The organism is Streptomyces sp. NPDC059850, assembly GCF_042731515.1.
GTDB lineage: Bacteria > Actinomycetota > Actinomycetes > Streptomycetales > Streptomycetaceae > Streptomyces.
On record NZ_JBHWJI010000094.1, the window covers coordinates 1 to 22,713 of the forward strand.

Annotated in this window: 19 protein-coding genes; 9 read left to right on the plus strand and 10 right to left on the minus strand. The window is 67.9% G+C overall.

Annotated features, from left to right (window positions below):
• Positions 1 to 92: 92 nt before the first annotated feature.
• The 8 genes from gatB to ACFV9T_RS40775 all read right to left on the minus strand — a co-directional run bounded on the left by gatB (position 93) and on the right by ACFV9T_RS40775 (position 10,208).
• Positions 93 to 1,598, minus strand: coding sequence for an Asp-tRNA(Asn)/Glu-tRNA(Gln) amidotransferase subunit GatB (gene gatB, locus ACFV9T_RS40740; protein ID WP_385448405.1), 1,506 nt, complete (start codon positions 1,596 to 1,598; stop codon positions 93 to 95).
• Between the two features lie 14 nt (positions 1,599 to 1,612).
• Positions 1,613 to 1,852, minus strand: a complete 240-nt coding sequence (locus ACFV9T_RS40745) for a hypothetical protein (RefSeq protein WP_385448407.1) — start codon at positions 1,850 to 1,852, stop codon at positions 1,613 to 1,615.
• Positions 1,849 to 3,342, minus strand: coding sequence for an Asp-tRNA(Asn)/Glu-tRNA(Gln) amidotransferase subunit GatA (gatA, locus tag ACFV9T_RS40750; protein ID WP_385448410.1), 1,494 nt, complete (start codon positions 3,340 to 3,342; stop codon positions 1,849 to 1,851). Before gatA ends, ACFV9T_RS40745 begins: the two co-directional genes overlap by 4 nt.
• A gap of 5 nt (positions 3,343 to 3,347) precedes the next feature.
• Complete coding sequence (gene gatC, locus ACFV9T_RS40755; RefSeq protein WP_358621318.1) at positions 3,348 to 3,644, minus strand: Asp-tRNA(Asn)/Glu-tRNA(Gln) amidotransferase subunit GatC; 297 nt, start codon at positions 3,642 to 3,644, stop codon at positions 3,348 to 3,350.
• A gap of 221 nt (positions 3,645 to 3,865) precedes the next feature.
• On the minus strand, positions 3,866 to 5,959 hold the full coding sequence (locus ACFV9T_RS40760; RefSeq protein ID WP_385448413.1) for a putative bifunctional diguanylate cyclase/phosphodiesterase: 2,094 nt from the start codon (positions 5,957 to 5,959) through the stop codon (positions 3,866 to 3,868).
• 292 nt (positions 5,960 to 6,251) lie between these two features.
• Complete coding sequence (gene ligA, locus ACFV9T_RS40765; protein ID WP_385448415.1) at positions 6,252 to 8,462, minus strand: NAD-dependent DNA ligase LigA; 2,211 nt, start codon at positions 8,460 to 8,462, stop codon at positions 6,252 to 6,254.
• Positions 8,463 to 8,478: 16 nt separating this feature from the next.
• Positions 8,479 to 9,432, minus strand: coding sequence for a methionine synthase (locus tag ACFV9T_RS40770; protein ID WP_385448449.1), 954 nt, complete (start codon positions 9,430 to 9,432; stop codon positions 8,479 to 8,481).
• Between the two features lie 86 nt (positions 9,433 to 9,518).
• Entirely contained in the window at positions 9,519 to 10,208 is a 690-nt protein-coding gene (locus tag ACFV9T_RS40775; RefSeq protein WP_385448418.1) for an SDR family oxidoreductase, read from the minus strand.
• A 112-nt stretch (positions 10,209 to 10,320) separates the two neighbouring features.
• Between ACFV9T_RS40775 and ACFV9T_RS40780 the strand changes: the two genes are divergently transcribed.
• A complete protein-coding gene (locus ACFV9T_RS40780; protein ID WP_385448421.1) occupies positions 10,321 to 10,923 on the plus strand; it encodes an SRPBCC family protein in 603 nt (200 codons plus the stop codon).
• Between the two features lie 96 nt (positions 10,924 to 11,019).
• Here ACFV9T_RS40780 and ACFV9T_RS40785 read toward each other — a convergent pair whose 3' ends face one another.
• Together ACFV9T_RS40785 and ACFV9T_RS40790 are read right to left on the minus strand one after the other, a co-directional pair.
• Positions 11,020 to 12,078, minus strand: a complete 1,059-nt coding sequence (locus ACFV9T_RS40785; RefSeq protein WP_385448424.1) for a hypothetical protein — start codon at positions 12,076 to 12,078, stop codon at positions 11,020 to 11,022.
• Between the two features lie 619 nt (positions 12,079 to 12,697).
• Positions 12,698 to 12,994 carry a hypothetical protein gene (locus tag ACFV9T_RS40790; RefSeq protein WP_385448427.1) on the minus strand — a complete coding sequence of 99 codons (297 nt, stop codon included), beginning with the start codon at positions 12,992 to 12,994 and terminating at the stop codon, positions 12,698 to 12,700.
• A gap of 99 nt (positions 12,995 to 13,093) precedes the next feature.
• On the opposite strand from ACFV9T_RS40790, the gene ACFV9T_RS40795 reads away from it, so the two are divergent.
• The 8 genes from ACFV9T_RS40795 to ACFV9T_RS40830 all read left to right on the plus strand — a co-directional run bounded on the left by ACFV9T_RS40795 (position 13,094) and on the right by ACFV9T_RS40830 (position 22,590).
• On the plus strand, positions 13,094 to 13,912 hold the full coding sequence (locus ACFV9T_RS40795; RefSeq protein ID WP_385448430.1) for a helix-turn-helix transcriptional regulator: 819 nt from the start codon (positions 13,094 to 13,096) through the stop codon (positions 13,910 to 13,912).
• Positions 13,909 to 14,112, plus strand: a complete 204-nt coding sequence (locus ACFV9T_RS40800; RefSeq protein WP_385448433.1) for a DUF397 domain-containing protein — start codon at positions 13,909 to 13,911, stop codon at positions 14,110 to 14,112. The genes ACFV9T_RS40795 and ACFV9T_RS40800 overlap by 4 nt, the downstream gene beginning before the upstream one ends.
• A gap of 53 nt (positions 14,113 to 14,165) precedes the next feature.
• A complete protein-coding gene (locus ACFV9T_RS40805) occupies positions 14,166 to 15,599 on the plus strand; it encodes a WGR domain-containing protein (RefSeq protein ID WP_385448436.1) in 1,434 nt (477 codons plus the stop codon).
• 2,805 nt (positions 15,600 to 18,404) lie between these two features.
• Positions 18,405 to 19,508, plus strand: a complete 1,104-nt coding sequence (locus ACFV9T_RS40810) for a hypothetical protein (protein ID WP_385448438.1) — start codon at positions 18,405 to 18,407, stop codon at positions 19,506 to 19,508.
• A gap of 262 nt (positions 19,509 to 19,770) precedes the next feature.
• Positions 19,771 to 20,616 carry a hypothetical protein gene (locus ACFV9T_RS40815; RefSeq protein ID WP_385448440.1) on the plus strand — a complete coding sequence of 282 codons (846 nt, stop codon included), beginning with the start codon at positions 19,771 to 19,773 and terminating at the stop codon, positions 20,614 to 20,616.
• A 361-nt stretch (positions 20,617 to 20,977) separates the two neighbouring features.
• Entirely contained in the window at positions 20,978 to 21,799 is an 822-nt protein-coding gene (locus ACFV9T_RS40820; RefSeq protein ID WP_385448443.1) for a hypothetical protein, read from the plus strand.
• A gap of 165 nt (positions 21,800 to 21,964) precedes the next feature.
• Positions 21,965 to 22,330: a hypothetical protein gene (locus ACFV9T_RS40825; protein WP_039941058.1), complete on the plus strand. Its 366-nt coding sequence runs from the start codon at positions 21,965 to 21,967 to the stop codon at positions 22,328 to 22,330.
• Positions 22,327 to 22,590 (plus strand): hypothetical protein, encoded by a 264-nt coding sequence (locus ACFV9T_RS40830; protein ID WP_385448446.1) that lies wholly within the window; start codon positions 22,327 to 22,329, stop codon positions 22,588 to 22,590. Before ACFV9T_RS40825 ends, ACFV9T_RS40830 begins: the two co-directional genes overlap by 4 nt.
• Positions 22,591 to 22,713 lie beyond the last annotated feature (123 nt).

Below are 22,713 nucleotides of genomic sequence, written 5' to 3' on the forward strand. Positions count from 1 at the left end.
GCCACTAACCCGGGGGGGCCACCCTCGTACCCCCAACCGGCCAGGGTGGGGGGGTGGGGGAGCCGCGAACGCCGCCGCCGTTCGCGCGAGGGTCAGCCCTCTACGCCCAGCTTCTGCAGGATCAGCTCGCGCACGCGCGCCGCATCCGCCTGCCCCCGCGTGGCCTTCATGACGGCACCGACAAGGGCACCGGCGGCGGCGACCTTGCCCCCACGGATCTTGTCCGCGATGGCCGCGTTGCCCGCGATCGCCTCGTCCACGGCCGTCCCCAGCGCACCCTCGTCCGAGACGACCTTCAGGCCACGGTCGGCCACGACCTGATCCGGGTCGCCCTCACCCGCCAGCACGCCCTCGATCGTCTGGCGGGCCAGCTTGTCGTTGAGGGAGCCCTCGTCGACCAGGGCGCACACCCGGGCGACCTGGGCCGGGGTGATGGGGAGGGCGGCAAGCTCGACGCCGTCCTCGTTGGCGCGGCGGGCCAGCTCGCCCATCCACCACTTGCGCGCGGCACCCGCATCCGCGCCCGCGTCCATCGTCGCGGTGATCAGATCGATCGCCCCCGCGTTGAGCACGGACTGCATCTCGTGCTGCGAGATGCCCCACTCCTCGCGCAGCCGGGTACGCCGCACCCTCGGCAGCTCCGGAAGCGTGCCGCGCAGCTCCTCGACCCACTCGCGCGACGGCGCGACCGGCACGAGGTCGGGCTCGGGGAAGTACCGGTAGTCCTCGGCCTCTTCCTTGATCCGACCGGACGTCGTGGAGCCGTCCTCCTCGTGGAAGTGACGGGTCTCCTGGATGATCGTCCCGCCATCACCCAGCACCGCCGCATGGCGCTGGATCTCGAAACGAGCGGCGCGCTCGACGGACCGCAGCGAGTTGACGTTCTTCGTCTCGGAGCGGGTGCCGAACTTCTCGGCACCGTGCGGCCGCAGCGACAGGTTCACGTCGCACCGCATCTGGCCCATCTCCATGCGCGCGTCGGAGACCCCGAGAGCCTTGATCAGCTCGCGCAGCTCGGCGACGTACGCCCGGGCGACCTCCGGTGCCTTCTCCCCGGCCCCGACGATCGGCTTGGTGACGATCTCGATGAGCGGGATCCCGGCCCGGTTGTAGTCCAGGAGGGAGTGCGAGGCGCCGTGGATGCGGCCCGTCGCGCCGCCCACGTGGGTGGACTTGCCGGTGTCCTCCTCCATGTGAGCGCGCTCGATCTCGACGCGGAAGATCTCGCCGTCGACGTCGACGTCCAGATAGCCGTTGAAGGCGATCGGCTCGTCGTACTGCGAGGTCTGGAAGTTCTTCGGCATGTCCGGATAGAAGTAGTTCTTCCGGGCGAAGCGGCACCACTCGGCGATCTCGCAGTTCAGCGCGAGACCGATCTTGATGGCGGACTCGACCCCCGTCGCGTTGACGACGGGCAGCGAGCCGGGCAGGCCGAGACAGGTGGGGCAGGTCTGCGCGTTGGCGTCGGCGCCGAGCGACGTCGAACACCCGCAGAACATCTTGGTCTTGGTGCCGAGTTCGACGTGGACCTCAAGCCCCATCACGGGCTCGTAGGCGGCCAGGGCGTCCTCGTACGACACCAGTTCAGTGACGGTCACGGAAAACTAACCTCTCAACCCGCGAGGACGTCGTCGTCGCCCAGGCGCTTCAGCTCGCGGACGAGCAGGGCGACGCCGGTGGCGATGGCGGCGGCGGACACCACCGCGTCGGCCAGCTGCAGCTTGTCGTTCTCCAAGCGGGCCTTCTTGGCCTGCTTGATCACGCTGACCGCGCCGAACAGCGAGGTCGCGATGGACAGGTAGGTGCCGGGCTTGGACTTCTTGAAACCCTTGGCCTTCTTGATCGCGCTCATAGCGACGGTGCCTCCTCGATCAGCGGGTGGCCCCAGCGTTCGGTGAACGCGGCCTCGACCGCGGCACCGACCCGGTAGAGCCGGTCGTCGGCCATGGCGGGAGCGATGATCTGCAGTCCGACCGGCAGACCGTCCTCCGGCGCCAGACCGCAGGGCAGTGACATGGCCGCGTTCCCCGCCAGGTTCGACGGAATCGTGCACAGGTCGGCGAGGTACATCGCCATCGGGTCGTCGGCGCGCTCGCCGATCGGGAAGGCGGTGGTCGGGGTGGTCGGCGAGATCAGTACGTCGACCTGCTCGAACGCCTTCTCGAAGTCCTGGGTGATCAGGGTGCGGACCTTCTGCGCCGAGCCGTAGTACGCGTCGTAGTAGCCGGAGCTGAGCGCGTACGTGCCGAGCATGATCCGGCGCTTGACCTCCGCGCCGAAGCCCTCCGCACGGGTCAGCGCGGTGACCTCCTCGGCGGACTTGGTGCCGTCGTCGCCCGCCCGCAGCCCGTAGCGCATGGCGTCGAAGCGGGCCAGGTTGGACGAGCACTCCGACGGCGCGATCAGGTAGTACGCCGCCAAGGCCTTGTCGAAGGACGGGCAGGAGATCTCCACGATCTCGGCGCCCAGCTCGCGCAGCAGCTCAACCGACTCGTTGAAGCGCTGCATGACCCCGGCCTGGTAGCCCTCGCCCGCGAACTCCTTGACCACGCCGACGCGCATCCCCTGGACGCTGCCGTTACGGGCGGCCTCGACGACCGGCGGAACCGGAGCGTCGATCGAGGTCGAGTCGAGCGGGTCGTGCCCGGCGATCACCTCGTGCAGCAGGGCCGCGTCCAGCACGGTACGGGCGCAGGGGCCGCCCTGGTCGAGCGAGGACGAGAAGGCGACCATGCCGTACCGGGAGACCGCCCCGTACGTCGGCTTGACGCCGACCGTGCCGGTGACGGCGGCGGGCTGCCGGATGGAGCCGCCGGTGTCGGTGCCGATGGCCAGCGGCGCCTGGAAGGACGCCAGGGAGGCGGACGAGCCGCCTCCGGAGCCGCCGGGGATGCGGGTGAGGTCCCACGGATTGCCGGTGGGCCCGTACGCGCTGTTCTCGGTCGAGGACCCCATGGCGAACTCGTCCATGTTGGTCTTGCCGAGAACGATCACGTCCGCGTCGCGCAGCCGCTGGGTCAGCGTCGCGTCGTACGGCGGAATCCACCCTTCGAGGATCTTGGAACCGACCGTGGTCGGGATCCCCTTGGTGGTGAAGATGTCCTTGAGCGCGAGCGGAACCCCGGCCAGCGGGCCCAGCTCCTCGCCGCGCGCCCGCTTCTCGTCGACGGCGCGGGCCTGCGCGAGCGCGCCCTCACGGTCCACGTGCAGGAAGGCGTGCACCTTCTCGTCAACGGCCTCGATACGGGCCAGATGGGCCTCGGTGACCTCTACGGCGGTCAGCTCGCCGGAAGCCACCTTGGCGGCGATCTCCGCCGCGGTGAGCCTGATCAGATCAGTCATGCGGGTCAGTCCTCCCCCAGGATCTGCGGCACCTTGAAACGCTGCTGCTCCTGGGCCGGGGCGCCGGACAGCGCCTCCTGCGGGGTCAGCGACGGACGGACCTCGTCCGGCCGCATGACGTTGGTCAGGGGCAGCGGGTGGGAGGTCGGCGGTACGTCTTGGTCGGCGACCTCGGAGACGCGGGCCACCGCGCCGATGATGTCGTCCAGCTGTCCGGCGAAGTGGTCTAGCTCTTCCGCCTTGAGCTCCAGACGCGCCAGCCGTGCGAGGTGGGCGACCTCCTCGCGCGTGATGCCAGGCATGCAGCGATCCTCAGGGTGAGTGTGAAGTGTTTTCCGGCCCCAATCCTATGGCGCCCCCACCACGCGGCGCGAAACGCTTTGGTACACCTGGTTGTGGGCAGCTGTTCCGCCGGGGGGCACCTCCCAGCGGTAGCTGGGGGAGGAACGGGTGGGCACAACCCACCCACCGGCCCGCACCCGGCAACGAAACCGCAAGCCGCACCCAGAGCCCCCGCACCCGGTTACGTGACCGGCTGATCGGCGTCTTCCTCCGCGGGAGCGGGGGCCCGCTCCTCGCGGTGCCACCCGCTCTCCCCCCGGGCCCGCAACCACGCCGTGGTCTCATCCGGCGGCATCGCGGCGGCGACCAGCCACCCCTGCACCGCGTCACACCCCAGATCCCGCAACCGCTCCCACGTCTCGTCGTCCTCGACACCCTCGGCCACCACCAGCAGACCCAGCGAATGCGCGAGATCCACCGTGCAGCGCACGATCTCCGCGTCCTCGTTGTCCACGGCGAGCCGGGCCACGAACGAGCGGTCGATCTTCAGCTCGCTGACCGGCAGCCGCCGCAGATGGACCAGCGACGAATACCCGGTGCCGAAGTCGTCCAGGGACATCTTCACCCCGTGCCCGGTGAGCCCGGCCAGGGTGTCGGCGGCCCGCTGCGGGTCCTCCAGCAGCACGTGCTCCGTTATCTCCAGCTGCAGCGCCCCGGCCGGGACCCCGTGCCGGGCGAGCCGCCCGGCGACGGCTCCGGCGAAGCCGGGGGTGTGGACATCGCGCGGCGAGACGTTGACGGCGACCGGCACCTCGAGACCGGCGGCGCGCCAGCGGGCGACCTGGCCGAGCGCGGTCTCCAGGACGTACTCGGTGAGCCGGGGCATCAGCCCGGAGCTCTCGGCCATGGAGATGAACTCGTCCGGCGGGACCTTCCCCCGCTCCGGGTGCACCCAGCGGACCAGCGCCTCAAGACCGGCGACATGGCCGTCGAAGCCGACCTTGGGCTGGTAGTGCAGCTCGACGTCGCCCGCGTCCAGCGCGCGCCGCAGGTCGCCCAGCAGACCGAGCCGGTCGGGGGTGTTGCCGTCGCGCCGCGCCTCGTACAGCTCGACGCCGCTGCGGTCCCGCTTCGCCTGGTACATGGCGACGTCCGCGCGGCGCAGCAGCCCCTCCGCGTCGAGCGCGTGGTCGGGGTAGACGGCGACCCCGGCGCTGGCCTCCAGCACCAGGGTCAGCCCGTCGAGGTCGAGCGGGGAGCCGAGGTCGCCGACCAGGACGCGGGCGCTGCGCTGGGCGCTGGTGAGCGAGTCGGTGGTGGGCAGCAGCACGGCGAACTCGTCGCCGCCGAGCCGCGCCACCTCGGCCCCGCGCGGCAGCGCCAGCCGCAGCCGCTCGGCGATCTGGAGCAGCAGCCGGTCGCCCGCGAGGTGGCCGAGGGTGTCGTTGACCGAGCGGAAGCGGTCGAGGTCGAGCAGGACGAGCGCGGTGCGGGTACCGGCGCGCTCGGCCTCGTCCAGCGCGGTCCAGGTGCGCTCCAGCAGCCACTGGCGGTTGGGCAGCCCGGTGAGCGGGTCGCGCAGCTGCTCCTCGGCGCGCACCCGGGCGATCCACAGCGTGGAGTCGAGGGCGACCAGCGGGACGGCGAACAGCGGGAGGAGCAGCGGGGTGTCCCCGGCGACGACGACGATGAGCGGGGCGATGCCGAGCAGCGCGATGCCGACGAGGGCCTGCCGGAGGAGGGCGGTGCGGGCGACGGTGGGCAGTCCGGCGCCGGGCGGGGCGAGGGAGTACCACAGCAGGCCGCGGGTGATCGCGAGGTAGACGGCGGCGGCCAGGATCGTCTGGGGGATGGCGGAGACGTGCCAGGTGTCGGTGTGCCAGGGCTCTTCGACGGAGGGGGTGGTGCCGAAGGCGGCGAGGGTGAGGGCGGCCGCGCCGACGCCCAGGATGTCGACCGTGCCGTGCATGACGGCCTGCCGCCAGCGGTGCCGCCTGGCCGCGCCGACCAGGACCACCACGGCGAGGCTGACGAGCATGGCGGGCATCCAGCCGTAGAGCAGGAGCGCGGCCAGGGTTAACGCGGCGCCCGATCCGGTGCCGCCCCACCAGCGGTCCCGGCCGAGGGCGACGAGATGCCCGACGATGATTCCGGTGAGGACCGCGAGCGACCAGCCCTCGGTGCCGTCGGGAAAGAGCGCATGGCCCGCGTCGAGCACTCGGAATACTCCGATGCCGAGTGCGAAAGCGGCCATGGCGACCGCGGCGGCGGGCAGCGCGGGCAGCAGAAGCCGGCGCAGCCGCTGCGCCGGTGCGGCGCTTTCGGTCGGTTTCATACCCGTCCCTCTCACAGCCGGCGGTGCCAGCGCCACGGCAGGCGCACACCTTCAACAGTAGGCGGCAGAAGGGCATGGCGGGCCGCGATCGGCAGCGGTTGCCCGAATGCCGCCCGACGATCCATAACCTTCTGGTATGCGCTGTAAGGGTGATGCCCGCTGGCTGTGCCCGGGAAGTGCTCCCAGTCGTATTCCGGCCAGCTTTACGGGGCCGTGGCACCGAAGATGGCCGGACTACTGCGCCGGACGAGTGTCCGGACTACTCCTCGTGAGCGACTTGACTGCCCCTCGGCTACTCCTCGGCCTCTCCCCCGGACTCCTCCGGGGGTGTTACGGCGGCGTCACGTGCGGCGTCGGGGCCCTGTTCGAGGAGGACGGCAAATCCGTCGTCATCGAGGACCGGCACCTTCAACTGCATGGCCTTGTCGTACTTCGATCCGGGATTGTCCCCGACGACCACGAAATCAGTCTTTTTCGAAACAGAGCCGGTGACTTTCGCACCTCGGTTCTGCAGCGCCTCCTTGGCACCGTCCCGGGTGTGCGATTCCAGCGTGCCCGTGACCACCACGGTCATCCCCTTGAGCGGCAGCGGGCCCGCTTCCTCGGCGGCCTCCTCCTCCAGCCGCACCCCGGCGCGCCGCCACTTCTCCACGATCTCGCGGTGCCAGTCCACGGCGAACCACTCCTTCACCGAGGTGGCGATGATTCCGCCGACGCCCTCGGTGGCCGCCAGCTCCTCCTCGCTGGCCTCGGCGATCCGGTCGAGCGAGCGGAATTCGCGGGCCAGCGCGGTGGCCGCGACCGGGCCGACATGACGGATCGAAAGGCCGGTGATGATCCGGGCCAGCGGGCGCTGCTTGGCTGCCTCGATATGGGCCAGCATCGCCAGGGCGTTCTTCTTCGCCTCGCCCTTCTGGGTGGCGAAGAAGGTGACGACCTTCTCCTCGCCCGTCTCCGGATCGCGCTTGGGCAGTCCGCTGTCCGGGTCCAGTACGTACGAGCGGATGGGCAACAGTTGTTCGATCTTGAGGTCGAACAGATCGCCCTCGTCCCGCAGCGGCGGTTCGGCGGGCTCCAGCGGCTGGGTGAGGGCGGCCGCGGCGACATATCCGAGGTTCTCGATGTCCAGGGATTTCCGCCCGGCGAGATAGAAAATCCGCTCGCGCAGCTGCGCCGGGCAGGACCGGCTGTTGGGACACCGCAGATCGACGTCGCCCTCCTTGGCGGGCTGCAGCGGCGTCCCGCACTCGGGGCACGCGGCGGGCATCACGAATTCGCGCTCGCTGCCGTCCCGCAGATCGGCGACCGGGCCCAGGATTTCCGGAATGACATCGCCCGCTTTACGCAGCACGACGGTGTCACCGATCAGCACACCTTTGGCCTTGACCACGTCCTGGTTGTGCAGTGTCGCGAATTCGACCTCCGAGCCCGCGACTGTGATCGGTTCAACCACCGCATAAGGCGTCACCCGCCCCGTGCGCCCCACGCCTACCCGGATGTCGACCAGCTTGGTGTTGACCTCCTCGGGCGGGAACTTCCACGCGATCGCCCAGCGCGGTGCCCGCGAGGTGGAGCCGAGCCGCCCTTGCAGCGGAATCTCGTCCAACTTGATGACCGCGCCGTCGATCTCGTGCTCCACCGAATGACGGTGCTCGGTCTCCCCGTAATGCGCGATGAACTCGCGGACACCCTCGATCGTGTCGACCACCCGGAAGTGGGCCGCGGTCGGCAGCCCCCACTCGTGCAGCAGCTCATACGCCTGCGACAGCCGGTCGATGGCGAAGCCGTCGCGCGCGCCGATGCCGTGGACCACCATGTCCAGCGGGCGGCTCGCGGTGACCTTCGGGTCCTTCTGGCGCAGCGAACCCGCCGCCGCGTTCCTCGGGTTGGCGAACGGCGGCTTCTCCGCCTCCACCAGCCGCGCGTTCAGCTCCTCGAACGCCTTGCGGGGCAGGAAGACCTCGCCGCGCACCTCCACCAGCGCCGGGATCCGGTCGCCCGTCAGCCGGTTGGGGATCTTGGCGATGGTCCGCACGTTGGGCGTGATGTCCTCGCCGGTACGCCCGTCGCCCCGGGTCGCGGCGCGGGTCAGCCGCCCGTGCTCGTAGGTGAGGTTGACCGCGAGGCCGTCCACCTTCAGCTCGCACAGGAAGTGGTACGCGCCGGTGCCCAGCTCCTTGGCGATGCGGTCGGCCCAGGTGCCCAGCTCGTCGTCGTCGAACGCGTTGTCCAGGCTGAGCATCCGCTCCCGGTGCTCGACCTCGGTGAACTCCGTCTCGTACGCCCCCGCGACCTTCTGGGTGGGCGAGTCGGGCGTGCGCAGCTCGGAATGCTCCTCCTCCAGCGCCTCCAGCCTGCGCAGGAGCCTGTCGAACTCCGCGTCGCTGACGATCGGGGCGTCCTTCACGTAGTACCGGAAGCGGTGCTCCTCGACCTGCTCAGCGAGCTTGGCGTGCTCATCCCGTGCCTCCGCGGGCACTGTCGACTGCTGTTCGCCGGCCACCGTGTCGTCCTCCCAGTTACTCAGGGTTGTCCGCGAGCGATCTCGCCGCCCGGACACAGTGGGCCAGCGCGGCGCGCGCGTACGCGGGCGAAGCGCCCGCGAGCCCGCACGACGGCGTGATCACCACGGACTCCGCGAGAGTCCCCGGTGACAGCCCCAGCCTGCGCCACAGCGTCCTGACACCCCCGACGCTACCGGCAGGGTCCGACAATGCGGCCTCCGTGCCGGGGACGGCGCCGACGAACAGCGCCGTTCCTCCCTCGACGGCCTCCCCGATCGTCTCTTCCTCACGCTCGGTGAGCAGCGAGAAGTCGAACGAGACCCCGCTGGCCCCCGCGCGCCGCAGCAGCGCGAACGGCACGTTCGGCGCGCACGAGTGCACCACGACCGGCGCCTCGGCCGCCGCCACCAGATCCCGCAGCGCGCCCTCCACCACGCCCCGGTCCACCGCGGCGTGGGTGCGGTAGCCGCTGGCGGTACGGACGGTTCCGGTCAGCACGGCCGTCAGCGACGGCTCGTCCAGTTGCAGCACCACCTCGGCGCCGGGCACCCTGCGGCGCACCTCGGCCAGATGCGCGCGCACGCCCTCGGCCAGCGAGGCCGTCAGGTCGCGGCAGGCGCCCGGGTCGCTCAGCGCGACCTCGCCGTTCCGCAGCTCCAGGCCCGCGGCCAGGGTCCACGGCCCGACGGCCGACACCTTCAGCGGTCCGCGGTGCCCCTGGGTGAACTCCTCCAGCGCGTCCAGGTCCTCGCCCAGCCAGGACCGGGCCCGCCGGGTGTCCCGCCCCGGCCGGTCGCTGATCCGCCAGCCGCTCGGCTCCACATGGGCGTACACCTCGACGAGCATCCCGGCGGTCCGCCCGAGCATGTCCGCCCCGGGCCCCCGGGCGGGCAGCTCCGGCAGATACGGCAGGGCTTCGAGGGACCCGGTGACGGTTTTCGCGGCCTCTCGCGCGTCCCCGCCCGGCATCGACCCGACACCGGTCGCGGCTCCCGCGCCCCAGCTGTGCTTGTTGGTCTTCTCGCTCACCCCGAAAGCCTATGGGGTGACGGCTGTCAGCCCCGGGGGCGGATCTGGAGGTCCGTGATCTCCGCGTCGCGGGGCAGGTCGAGCGCGGTGAGGACGGTCGTGGCCACGGTCTCCGGGGCGATCCAGCGCTCCGCGTCGTACTCCTTGCCCTCCTGCTGATGCACCTTCACCTGCATCGGCGTCGCCGTGCGCCCCGGGTAAACGGTGGTGACCCGCACCCCGTTGCCGCTCTCCTCCCAGCGCAGCGCGTCGGCGAGCGCCTTCAGCCCGTGCTTGCTGGCCGCGTACGCGCCCCACTGGGCGTTGGCGCGCAGCCCCGCGCCGGAGTTGACGAAGATGACATGACCCTGGGCCAGCCGGAGCTGCGGCAGCAGGAGCCGGGTCAGCTCGGCGGGTGAGACGAGGTTGGCGGCGAGCTGGCGGTTCCAGGCCTTGGGGGTCAGCTCACCGATCTCACCGAGGTCGACCACGCCCGCGATGTGCAGCACCGAGTCCAGCCGCTCGGGCAGCGACTGGTGGCTCAGCGCCCACGACAGCTTCTCCGGGTCCCCCAGGTCGCCGACGACCGTACGCGCCCCCGGGAACCGCCCGGCCAGCTCCTTCGCCCGCCCGGCGTCCCGCGCCAGCAGCCACAGCTCGTCGCCCCGCTCGGCAAGCCGCTCGGCGACCGCCGTGCCGATGCCCGAACCTGCCCCAGTGATCAGATGCGTTCCCATGCCCCCAGCTTGCCGCACCTTCTGCGGCCGCACGGCATCACCCTCTTGACGCCCTGCCCGACTTTGCGTTAGAACTTCTAACAGACACAAGAAGTCCTAACTGGAGGCTCCCATGCCGAGCACTCGTCCGTTACTTCGTGCTGCCATCACCGTCACCGGCATCCTCGCGATCGCCGCTCCCGCCCAGGCCCAGACCGCGACCCCGAGCCCTTCGTCCACCTGCCGGGGCGAGGGCGTCGACCCCGGCGCGCTCATCCGCCACCGGACCGACACCCTGATCAAGGCACCGCTCAGCACCATCTGGAAGCTGCAGACCGACGTGGAGGCGTGGCCGGACTGGCAGGCCCCGGTCCTCACGATGAAGCGCCTCGACCCGGGCCCCCTGCGCAAGGGTTCGCGGTTCCGCTGGACCACCCCGGCCCAGGCCACCCCGACGACCCCCGCCACGACCCTGACCATCACCTCCACCGTCCGCCAACTACAGCGCGGCTCCTGCATCCTGTGGAAGGGGCCTGCGGTGGGTGACGGGTTGCGCATCGACGAGGGCGTCCACCTGTGGACGTTCACCAAGGTCAAGGGCGGCGTGCGCGTGCACACCGACGAGACGTGGACCGGCGACCAGGTCGAAGCCGATGTCCCCATGGCGACCGAAGCGCTCGGCGCGGGCCTCGAACAGTGGCTGCGCGACCTGAAGGCCACCGCCGAGGCCCAGTGAAAGCGAGATCAGACTGCTTCGAGGTACGTCATCGCCTCCACGCCGTTCTCCGCGACGTGGACGAGGTCGCTACGACGGGGTTGGCAACGTCAACGCTCAGCGTTTCCCGCGAGCGGGACTCGGCGTTCGCGCTTGGGGATCCCGTGAGCTCGGATGGGACTCCTGATGCGAGCTCTCCGCGGTAGATTGACGGGCGGGATAATGACGCACAGAATCCCAACTGGCAGTTGCCACGGACTGCTGCGAGGAGGCGTGAGGGCCGAGGTAGTCCCTGTTATAAATTTCCTGCTGGTGTTGGGCGTTTTGGATATATACGCTCGGACCTATGGGGGCCATTACCTTGTCAAGTTTCCCTACGTCGGCCCAGGTGCGTATTCGTTGGCCGTTGAGCAACTCGTTCAATCTCTGCCATTTTCCGCTGACTGCGACAGCCATATCATGCCGACTGACGGCGGACGCCAAGTGAGGCTGAACTGAACCAGGGTTGAGCGAACCAATGACTTCTTCGATCCGGACCACCTCCCACTGGGCTGCGCCAAAGGCGTCTTCCACGGCTGCGGCACGGGTCCGGGCGGGACGCCCGTGCCTGTCGTATAGCTTCTGCCCATATTTGGCAGATTTAAGATATGCGGATGCACCCCGTTCAGGACTCATTCTCGCGTCGTTGGTATTTACGTCATCCTGGGTGTGTATTTCGTGCTCGGAAAAGAAGTCGTTCGCTTTCGTCCACCCATCTCTCATGCCGGTAGCAAAATCATGCCAATTTTTGGCCTTGTCGTGTGATGGACCAGCTGCGTCGAGCGAAGCGTCGTAGGCCCGGGCCACCTCCCGCTCGGCTGCATACAGGCTAACTTTCACTTCTGCACCCGGGTAGGCTGTGTAGTAATTTTGCCGCTGCTTAAGGGCCTCGTTGAGACGCGTGACCGCGCCCTCCCGGCCCTCGGCGGCGTCATGGGCCTCTGCGTCCTTCCAGGTCTCTATGCGTCCCCAGTCCGAATCTTTCCCGGAAAAAACCTTGTTCGCCAGCCGCCATTGAGTCATGACCTCCGTAGCTTGGGCATGTTGTTTTATCGCCTGGGCGAGCGCCTCTTGGACCTCTCGGGCCTCTCGGGCCCGGATCTCCTCCTGCTTGGCCGCATCCAGGGCGGCTTGCACGAGTTCGCGAGGGCCCTGTGGAGGGCCCTGTGAGGGTGTCCTTGGCAGATAATCACCTGCAGTCGGCATCGATGTCGTTCCCTTCCGTCCTGCGCTGGCGTCGATATGGCGGGTGTCGGAGTCAACTCCCGCCCAGCTGCGTCTGGTTGGGACAACGGGCGCGCGCTGGAGACGGTTCATGGGAAGCGCTGCCGCAAGGGATTTCCGAGGAGCGGCGCAGGCGTTGTCAACTTGTCGGGGGGTGTTGGGGTTGCTGGGGTCTGCTGGAGCTGTGTGCCGGTGTGGTGGTCAGGCTGCTGGTCAGGCCGGTGACCTGGTCCCAGGTGGTGAAGCGGTTGGACCGCCAGGAACTGCTGCGCTCGGCTGGGTGAGCGGCGACCAGCGGGATCGGCCCGACTTCACCGCTCGCCTGACCGGATCATCGAGCCCAGCACCGCCGAGCCGCGCGAAACTCCCGCCCTCCGGGGAAAGCGGCGGCACGAGCCGCAATCTCCTGGGTGACGAAGCGGCCTTCGGCGAGCCCGGCGGCCGCATCGATGGCATTCGTGGAATCCACATCAGGGCAACGAAGACAAGCCTTCGGGATTCCGCTGACGGCGCCCGTATCTCGATCAGACCCCTACGAGCCGGACTGGGCGCATTCCCGGCTCCGCGCCACGCGGATCGCGTCGTACAGCGCCTCGGCGAGACGGGAGGAGAGGAAACGGAACTCACCGAGCGGAACCTTCGGATCGGCGAGCATCGCGCGGGCGTGGGCCAGGAGTTCGTCTCCGGTGGAGAGCTGCATGGCCTCCATCTCGTCCGCCAGGGCGGCCACGGGGCCGTCGCCATCGGTGGAGAGATAGCAGGGACGGCCGTCGGGAGTCGTCCAGGGTAGCAAGCGGAGACCGGTCTGTGGGGTGACTTCGCGTGACATGTGCCTACTGTCACAGGTCGCGTCTAGCCTGGTCACAGAATCGGTGTGACGGTGCGTGACATCGCCACGACGGTGCGATTTGTGCGATGTGGAGGGGGCATGACCCAACGGAAGAAGAAGCCGTCACCGGCCGCGAGGGTGTTCGGTGCGCAGTCCCGCATGATGCGGGAACGGCTCGGATGGACCATGAAGGACCTGGAGAAGCGGGTTCCTTACACCGAATCGATGATCGCCAAGGTGGAGCGCGGCGAGCGCGTGCCGAAGCCGCCGTATGTGGTGGCGGTGGATGAAGCGCTGGCCGCGCAGGGGCTGCTGCTGGAAGCGGCCAAGCTGTTGTGGGAGGACGGCCCGCCGGAGTGGACGCAGGAGTATCGCGAGTTGCAGGCCCAGGCCCTGTCGCTCTACGTGTACTGCACCCACATCCTGCACGGATTGCTCCAGACCGATGACTACGCGCGGGCGGTGTTGCGTTCCCTGCGCCCCAGCCTGGACGAGGAGGAGATCGAGACCGCCGTCCAGACGCGCTTGGAGACGCAGCAGCTCTTGCACCGCAAGCCCGCCCCCCGGTTGGCCTTCGTGCTGGAAGAGGCAGTGCTGCGGAAGGTGATCGGCGGCGCGGAGGTATGGAAGGAGCAACTGCGCCACCTGCTGAAGTGCGCCGAACTCCACAACCTGCAACTACAGGTCATGCCGGACTCCCGGGAGACCAACGCCGGTGTCGCAGGGCCGTTTGTCCTGCTGGAAACGCCGGTGCACCAGACCATCGGCTACGTCGAAGGCCAGCAGGGTAGTTACTTCCTGCCGGACCCCGAGGACGTGAGCGTGCTCAGCCACTGCTATGGCACGATCCAGTCGCAAGCCCTGGACCCCGAAGCATCGGTGGACTTCATCAAGCGCCTGTTGGTGGGAGATCAATGAGTAGAGAACTGCACTGGTTCAAAAGCAGCTACAGCGGCGCCCAAGGCGAGGCCTGCATCGAGGTCGCCGCGTGCCCTGACGCCGTACATGTCCGCGACTCCAAGGACACCGCCCTACCCGCCCTCACCGTCACCGCCCCCGCCTGGGCATCCTTCGTCGGGTTCGCCGCCCGAATGTCAGTGGCCCCTTCTAAGGTCTGAGGAATGGGACCCGCCGGACAAACCGGCGGGTCCATCCCAGGGAAGGGTCTGACGTGTCGACGACGTATCTGGAGCTGTCGCAGGATGGCGAAGGCGCGCACAAGTTCTACGAGGTCGCCGTCGACGGCCTAACCGTGACGGTGCGGTACGGGCGGATCGGCGCCGCCGGGCAGACGCAGACGACGACGTGCGCCACGGCGGAGAAGGCCAAGGCCCTCGCCGCGAAGAAGGTCGGCGAGAAGGTCCGCAAGGGGTACGCCCCGGCCGTTCCCGGGCAGCGGGCCCCGCGCCAGGTGACCCGCCGCCAGGTGACCTCCGCTCCGTCCACCGCGCGGGCCGTGGCCCCCGTGCTGTGGCGGTTCCGCACCGGCTCGTCGGCCTTCGGTATCCACGTCGATGACGACCGGTGCTGGGTCGGCAATCAGGCGGGCGATGTCTTCAACCTGGACCACGACGGTGACGTCCTGGCCCGCTACAGCCTGCCGGACGGGGTGATGTGCCTGGTTGCCGACGAGTTCTGGATCTACGCGGGCTGTGACGACGGCAAGGTCTACGACCTGTCCTCGAAGCTGCCGTTCGCGGCGCACGACATCGCGGCGGACGCCGACATCTTCTGGCTGGACATCCACGAGGGCGTCCTGAACGTCTCGGACCTGGAGGGTCGGCTCACCGTCATCGACCACGAGGACGAGCACCAGTGGGCCCGCCACAGCCAGGGCCAGAGCGGTTGGATGGTCCGGGCCGACGACCGGGCCGTCTACCACGGCCACAGCGAGGGCGTGACCGCCTACGCACCCGACGGCGGCCGCGAACTGTGGCATACGCACTCCATCGGCGCCGTCCTGTTCGGCTGGCAGGAGGCCGACAGCGTGTACGCGGGCACCGGGCACCACAAGGTCCTGCGGCTGTCGAAGGCGACCGGCGCGGTCGAGGGCACCTATGCCTGCGACGGCACCGTGTACTCGTGCGCCACCTCGCCCGGTGGGCGGTTCGTCTTCGCCGGTGACTCGGAGTCGTCCGTCTACTGCTTCGACCAGGACGGCACGCGCCTGTGGAAGCTCCGCACGGGCAGTGGCTCGGCGCTGTCGATGCAGTACCACAACGAGCGGTTGTACTTGGTGACCACAGACGGCTCGCTGGTGTGCGTCGACGCGAGCGAGGCGGCCATCTCGGCGGCGCACCAGGGCTCGGTGCCCGCTGTGCGCGACGTCAAGCTCGCCGCGGCCCTGCCGACCTACGCATCCGCCACGGCCGTGGACGCGGTGACCACCGTCGCCCAGGCCCAGGCCGGGTCGATCGTCGTCGAATGCGTCCAGGACGGTGGCCGCGTCCGAGTACACGTGGTATCCGAGGGCTACGAACCGTCCTGGAACGTCCAGTTCCCGCGCGCGATACGGGAGCCCGGGGCGCGGTACGTCGTGGACACCCTCCATGCCGCGGCAGGCGGCTTCTACCGAGTCCGCGGAGACATCCGACGGCTGATCTGACCAGGCCCCTCAGGCATGCGCTCGTAGGACGCGGACACCGCCGATCAACGCGGCTCCCGCTCTCGGTGCCACGGCCCTCACCAACGGCCCGGCGGTACCGCGCTCGCGCGGCGCGGGAGTGCGGGCAGAGCACCGAACCCCGGCTGAGGCAGCCAATCTCACCGTGCATCCAGCCTACTCAAACTGGCCTAAAACGCTCACTGAACCGTATCCACATCCGCACCGTAGTGCGGGTGAAGGCTGCCGCCGCGGTGGGGCGGCCTCGTGCCACTCGGGACTCACATCGAGAGGAACGGGGCGGGTAGTTGAGGACAATGGCCAGCAAATAGGGAGCAGACTTATGCCACACCATCCGGGCGAAATTCGCCAAGCGATAGATACATACCTTCTAAGCGACGCAAACGACGGCCTCGCCCCTCCACAGAGCTGGGATCACACTTTAGACGATGGGACAGTAATATCACCGGGCATCCTTCTGCGCAATTGGAGGCGAAATATTCCCGATTACATCACCAAAGACAAGAATCTCCTTGAAGACCTTGAACGCAGGGGATGGATCGCGAACCCCAGGCCACGGGGATACCCCGGGACAGGCGTTAGCCCGAATGAGGACAGGCATTGGTCGTACTGGGAAAAGGTATACGAGGCAGCCACCTATCTCGCATCCCTATACAACCCTTCGAGTTTGGATAACATCCCATCCCGTGACCACAAATCATATACGCTCGCGGGCGCGGAATTCGCCATCGGGGAATGGCTCCAAGACTGCCGGGATAATGGGTTCCGTCACGGCTGCCCCCAAGATCTCCAGGACCTTGTGACGGGCATGGGCTGGATGCGCCAGCCCACCGGCCAGGGCGCCGGGCAGTACGCGCCCCAACAGAACGAAGCCGCCGCCAACACGTTGCCCCCGCAACAGGCGCAGTACACGGCCCCGCCCGCACAGCAACAGGTCGCCGCCTACGCCACGCTGGGGCCGCAGAACCCAGCTTATTGGGGGCCCGGGCAGCCGGGCCAGGGGAACCCCCCACCCGGACAGCCGGACCAGCCGAGCCGCCCGCTCGGACAGACGGGCCGGGCAAGCACCCCACCCGGACAGCAGACCCAGCGCTCAAAGTAAGCCACACAACCCGCCTCACAGCCATCGGCACTCACCAGCGGGTCGCACCCCACCACCAACCCCGGTCAGCCCCGTCCTCACCCTGCATCTGACCTGCTCAAACTGACCTCGGAAAAGGCCCACTGAACCGCATCCACGCCCGCACCGTACTGCGGGTGAAGCCTGCCGCCGTGGTGGAGCGGCCTATTGTCGTCCGAGGCCCGAATCGAGAGAAATGGGCGAGGCGACTGAGAACAATGGACAGCTGAGAAGGAGAAAACCTATGCCACGTACACCACCGGAATCCCCGGAGGACCTTGCCCTAGCGAGGGATGTATTCCTCCTTAGCCTCAAAAACGACGGCTTCCCCCCTGGGCGGAGCCCGAAGCAACCCGTAGACAACGGGAGGCAAATATCACTCGGTTCACTTATTAGAAATTGGCATAACGCAAATGTTCCCGATTACCTCACCACAGACAGTTATCTCCCTCTCTATGCAGACTTTGCACGAAGGGGGTGGATCGGCGAGGCTGTGGAATTCAGACCGCCAGGAATTCACCAGGATGTTCACCCGAACGAGCCCAGGCATTGGTCGTATTGGGAAAAGGTATACGAGGCAGCCACCCATCTCGCGTCCCTATACGACCCTTCGGGCTTGAACAACATCCCGACCCGTGACCACAAAGCATATACGCTCGCGGGCGCGGAATTCGCCATCGGAGAATGGCTCCAAGACTGCCGGGATAATGGGTTCCGCCGCGGCTGCCCCCAAGATCTCCAGGACCTTGTGACGAACATGGGCTGGATGCGTCAGCCCACCACCCAGGGCGTCGGGCAGTACGCGCCCCAAGAGAACCAAGCCGCCACCAACACGTTACCCGAGCAACAGCCGCAGCACACGGCCCCGCCCGCACAGCAACAGGTCGCCGCCTACGCCACGCTGGGGCCGCAGAACCCAGCTTATTGGGGGCCCGGGCAGCCGGGCCAGGGGAACCCCCCACCCGGACAGCCGGACCAGCCGAGCCGCCCGCTCGGACAGACGGGCCGGGCAAGCACCCCACCCGGACAGCAGACCCAGCGCTCAAAGTAAGCCACACAACCCGCCTCACAGCCGTCGGCACTCACCAGCGGGTCATACTCCCACCGCCAACCCCGGTCAGGCCCGCCCTCACCCTGCACCTGACCTGCCCAAATTGAGTTGACAGAGGCTCGCTGAACCGTCTCCACACCCACACCGTCGTGCAGGCAAAGGCAGCCTCCGCGGCGGAGCGTCCTCGTGCCACCCGAGGCCCGGATCGAGAGAAATGGGTGGGGTGGCTGAGGACAATGGACAGCAGACAGGGAGAAAGCTTATGCCATATACGCCACCGGCGTCCCCGGAGGACCTTGCCCTAGCGAGGGATATATTCCTCCTTAGTCCCAAAAACGACGGCTTTCCCCCTGCGCAGAGCTCGAAGCAACCCGTAGGCAACGGGAGGCAAATGTCACTGGGCGCACTTATTAGAAATTGGGACCAAACGAAGATTCCCGATTATCTCACCACAGACAGTTATCTCCATATCTATATGGACTTTACGCGAAGGGGGTGGATCGGCGAGGCTGTAAAATTCAGACCGAAAGGATCTCCCCAGGGTGTTCACCCGAATGAGTCCAGGCATTGGTCGCATTGGGAAAAGGTATATGAGGCGGCCGCCCATTTCGCGTCTATGAACAGCGCTGACCACGTCCTATCCCGTGACGACAAAGCATATACGCTTGCGGACGCGGAATTCGCCATCGGGGAATGGCTCCACGACTGCCAGACGAATGGGTTCCGTCACGACTGCCCCCAACACCTCCAGGACTTTGTGACGGACATGGGCTGGATGCGCCAACCCATCGGCCAGGGCGCGGGGCAGTACGCGGCCCCGCCGACAGGCATGCAACTCACACCGGAAGATAAGAATTCACAACGCACTCGCGAGGCTGTGGACGCATTCCTCCTAGACTGGAAGAAGAACGACGGCGGCCCCCCGCCGAAGAGTTGGAGCCACACCGCGAGCGACGGCATAGAAGTCTCGCTGGGCCGAAATATACTTTATTGGCAAAGCTTTTCAGAGACTCCCCGTCATCTCGCCAAGGATATCGTCAAAGACTTTATCGACAGGGGGTGGATCGGCGAGAACGCTCTCCCCAGGGGGTTGCGCCGCAGCGCGCATATCAGCCAAGATGAATCCAGGGATAAGTCGTACTGGAAAAAGGTTTATGAGGCGGCCGCCCATTTCGCGTCCATAAACAGCACTTTGGGCTTGAACCACGTCCCGTCCCGTGGCGACAAAGCATATACTCTTGCGGGCGCGGAATTCGCCATCGGAGAATGGATCGAAGACTGCCAGACGAATGGGTTCCGTCACGGCTGCCCCCCATATCTCCAGAAATTTGTGACGGACATGGGCTGGATGAACCAGCCCATCGGCCAGGGCGCAGGACAGTACGCGCCCCAACAGAACCAAGCCGCCACCAACGCGTTGCCCCCGCAGCACCCGCAGCACACGGCCCCGCCAACACAGCGACAGGTCGCCGCCTACGCCATGCTGGGGTCGCAGACCCTGCAGCCGACCGCCGCCAACCCGGCAGGACCCGACCAGTCGCAGACACCACTGCAGGTGGGAGCGTTCGGCGTGGCCGGGACGCTCTTTCACTCTCTGTCGGTGGAGCCAGCGTATTGGCAGCCCCCGGTGCCGCAGCCCGGGCAGCCGGGCCAGGCGAGCCGCCCACCCGGGCAGCCGGGCCAGGGAAACACCCCACCCGCGCAGCGGCGCGGAAAGTAAGCCACACAACCACCTCACAGCCATCGGCACTCACCAGCGGGTCGTACCCCCACCACCAACCCCGGTCAGCCCCGTCCTCACCCTGTATCTAACCTGCTCGAACTGACCTTGGAAAAGGCTCACTGAACCACATCCACACCCGCACCGTAGTACGGGTGAAGGCTGTCGCCCCGGCAGAGCGACCTATTGTCACCCGAGGCCCGGATCGAGAGAAATGAGTGGGGTGACTGAGGACAATGGACAGCAGATAGGGAGAAGTCTTATGGCACCACACGACCCAAAATATTATTACCGAGCGGTGGACGAATACCTCCTAAGCAAAGACAACGATGGCTTTTGCCCTAAACAGGATTGGGCACACATAAATAACGGTAAAAAAATATCACTTGGCTCCCTTGTTAAAGATTGCAGGATGGGCAATGCTCCCAAGTGGCTCACCAAAGAGGAGAATCTCCTTAATGACTTCAGGAGCAGGCGGTGGTGCGGCGAGGATGCGACCAGCAGACCGACGGGAAGCCATGCGCCTATCGACCCGAATGCGCCCAGACATCCGACGTACTGGAAAAAGGTACATGAGGCGGCCACCAATTTCGCGAACCTTTGCAAATCTTGGGAATTAGACTATATCCCGCCCCGTGACGACAAAGCATTCACGAATGCGCATGCGGAATTCCCTATAGGGAAATGGCTCGAGGGCTGCCGAGAGCAGAACGGATTCCCTGAAGGCTGCCCACAAGAACTTAAAGACCTTGTGGCGGAAATGGGCTGGATGCGCCAGCCCGTCGACCAGAGTGCGGGGCAGTACGCGCCCCAACAGGACCAGGCCGCCGCCAACGCATTGTCCCCGCAGCAGGCGCAGCACTTGGCACAGCAACAGGTCGCCCACCACGCCATGCTGGGGTCACAGAACCCGGCACCGCCCGCCGTCAACCCGGCAGGACTCGACCAGTCACAGATACCAGCGTTCGGCCTGCCCGGGCGGCTCATTAACGAACTGGCGGTGGACGCAAGGTATTGGCAGCCCCCGCAGCCGGGCCAGGCGAGCCGCCCGCCCGGGCAGCCGGGCCAGGGAAACACCACATCCGGACAGCGGCGGAGCTCAAGGTAAGCCACACAACCCGCCTCACAGCCGTCGGCACTCACCAGCCAGGTCATGACCGCCCCCGGTTGGCACTGAGTCTTGGCAAACCGGGCCGTTGGGTTGGCCGGTTGTCCGGTGGCCGACAGCCGGTGGGGTGGAGCCAGGTGCCGGGGAGCCGATTGCCGGTGGGGCCGTGCCCTACCTAAGAACTCTGGGAAAGAACTCCCACCCCACCCCACCCAACTCATCACCCCATCGGGTGACTTGGGCGCGAATATGCCAAGGGTCGCGTTAGTCTCGCCGCAACAACCGCACACAGACGTCGGCCCCCGCCGGGACTGCCATCCCGATACGAGGGCCTGACCAACTAGGAAGTTGCACCTTCCCGATGGCTGACTCGCAGTCTAGTGCGCCCCTGCGCGCTCGCGCCGACGCTCCCGCGTCCGGCGTCATCCACGTCCGCACCCGGCACACCGCCAACTTCACCGTGCTCTCCAACCGGCTCGCCCAGCGGGCGGGCAGTGCGGTGACCGTCGGGGTCGCCGCGTACATCCTGTCGCTGCCCGACGGCGCCTCCATCCGCATCGACGCGCTCTGCGCCCACTTCAAGGAGGGCCGGACCCGGATCTCCGCCGCGCTCAACGAGCTGGAGGCGGAAGGCTGGCTGGAGCGGCGGGTCGAACGGGGGCCGGGCGGGCGGATCGTCACCCGTACGTTCGTGTACGACGCGCCGGGCCGTACGGAGTGCGACGCGCCCCCGGCCGTGGCCGTGCCTGAGGCGCCCGTCGCGGAACCGACACCGAAGCCGGGCCCCGGGCGGGAGCCGGGCGCCGCGCCCGATCCCCGCGCCGCCGCCGTCCTCGGCTCCCTGCGCCACCGCGACCGGCGGCTCGTGCTGTCCGAGCGGGAGACCGCCGCGCTGGCACCCGCCGTCGCGGAATGGCTCGACCGTGGGGTCGGCCCGTACGAGATCGCCGAGGCGCTGACCTCCGGGCTCCCCGACCGTATCGACCGCCGTCCGGCGCGGCTGCTCGCCTACCGCCTGGCCGCCCTGCGCCCGCCCGAGTCGGCCGCCGCCCCTGCGCCGACCCGCGCGGTGCCCTTCCAGGACTGCGACGGCTGCGACCGCGTCTTCCGCGCGCCACGGCCGGGACGGTGCCGCGACTGCCGGGAAGGTGCGGCGGCCGACCCGGCGCCGCTCGCCGCATGACCCTGAACCAACGCTTCAGCCTGAAAGAGGTACGACCGCATGACACGCATACACGGCGGCACCCGACTCCGGAAGGATCATTACGCCTCCTTACGACGCCACCTGCTGGGGTCACAGGGCGCCGGTAGGCTGGAGCGGTCCGACGAGCGAGGGGATGCCTTCCGCATGAGCAGCCAACCTGTGAATCACGACGGGCCGATCATGCCGATGCCGGCGCTCACGCTCCCCGCTCTGCGCGCTGCGGTCGCCAGCCTGGCGCCCGGCAAGCTGTCGGAGCTGATCGCCGAGATGCAGCAGGCATTCGACCGCGCCGGTCAAGACGGCAACACTGCGCCTATCCGCCTGTTCTACCGCCGTTGGGCCACCTTCGTCGCCATCGAGAGAATCCCGGAGCGGGCAGCTCGCATGCATGCTGCGGAGCAGCTTCTGCACGTCAGCGACAGCGCGGATGAACGGCAAGCGGCGATCCACGAGATCGGGAGCATCGTGCGGGCCGCGGAGCGCGAAGTCGAAGCGCTGGAGACCGGGTGAGCGACTGGACGTGGGAATACATTTCCCACGATCTCGGCGAGAGCCTGCCTGCCCCCGTCCGAGCAGAGGTTGAGCGAATAGCGGCCGAGCTGGCCGTGGTCAACTCCATGGTGTACCTGGAAGGGGCCGCCTACCAGGGCCTGTCACCAGGGCTACGGGTCGAGTACGGCAGTGCCGCCGACGGGACTCACGTCATGCTGAGCTTTCTGACCAACGTGCGTGGAGAACGCATTGTCATCGTCAGCGTGCAATCACTCTGACAACTGGCACCGACCTACAGGCGGGCGGGGGGGGGGGGGGGGCGCGCCCCCGCCCCGGGGGGGGGGAGGGGGGGGGGCGGGGGCGCGGGGGGGGGGGTTTAGGGCGCCCCCGCCGGGGGGTTT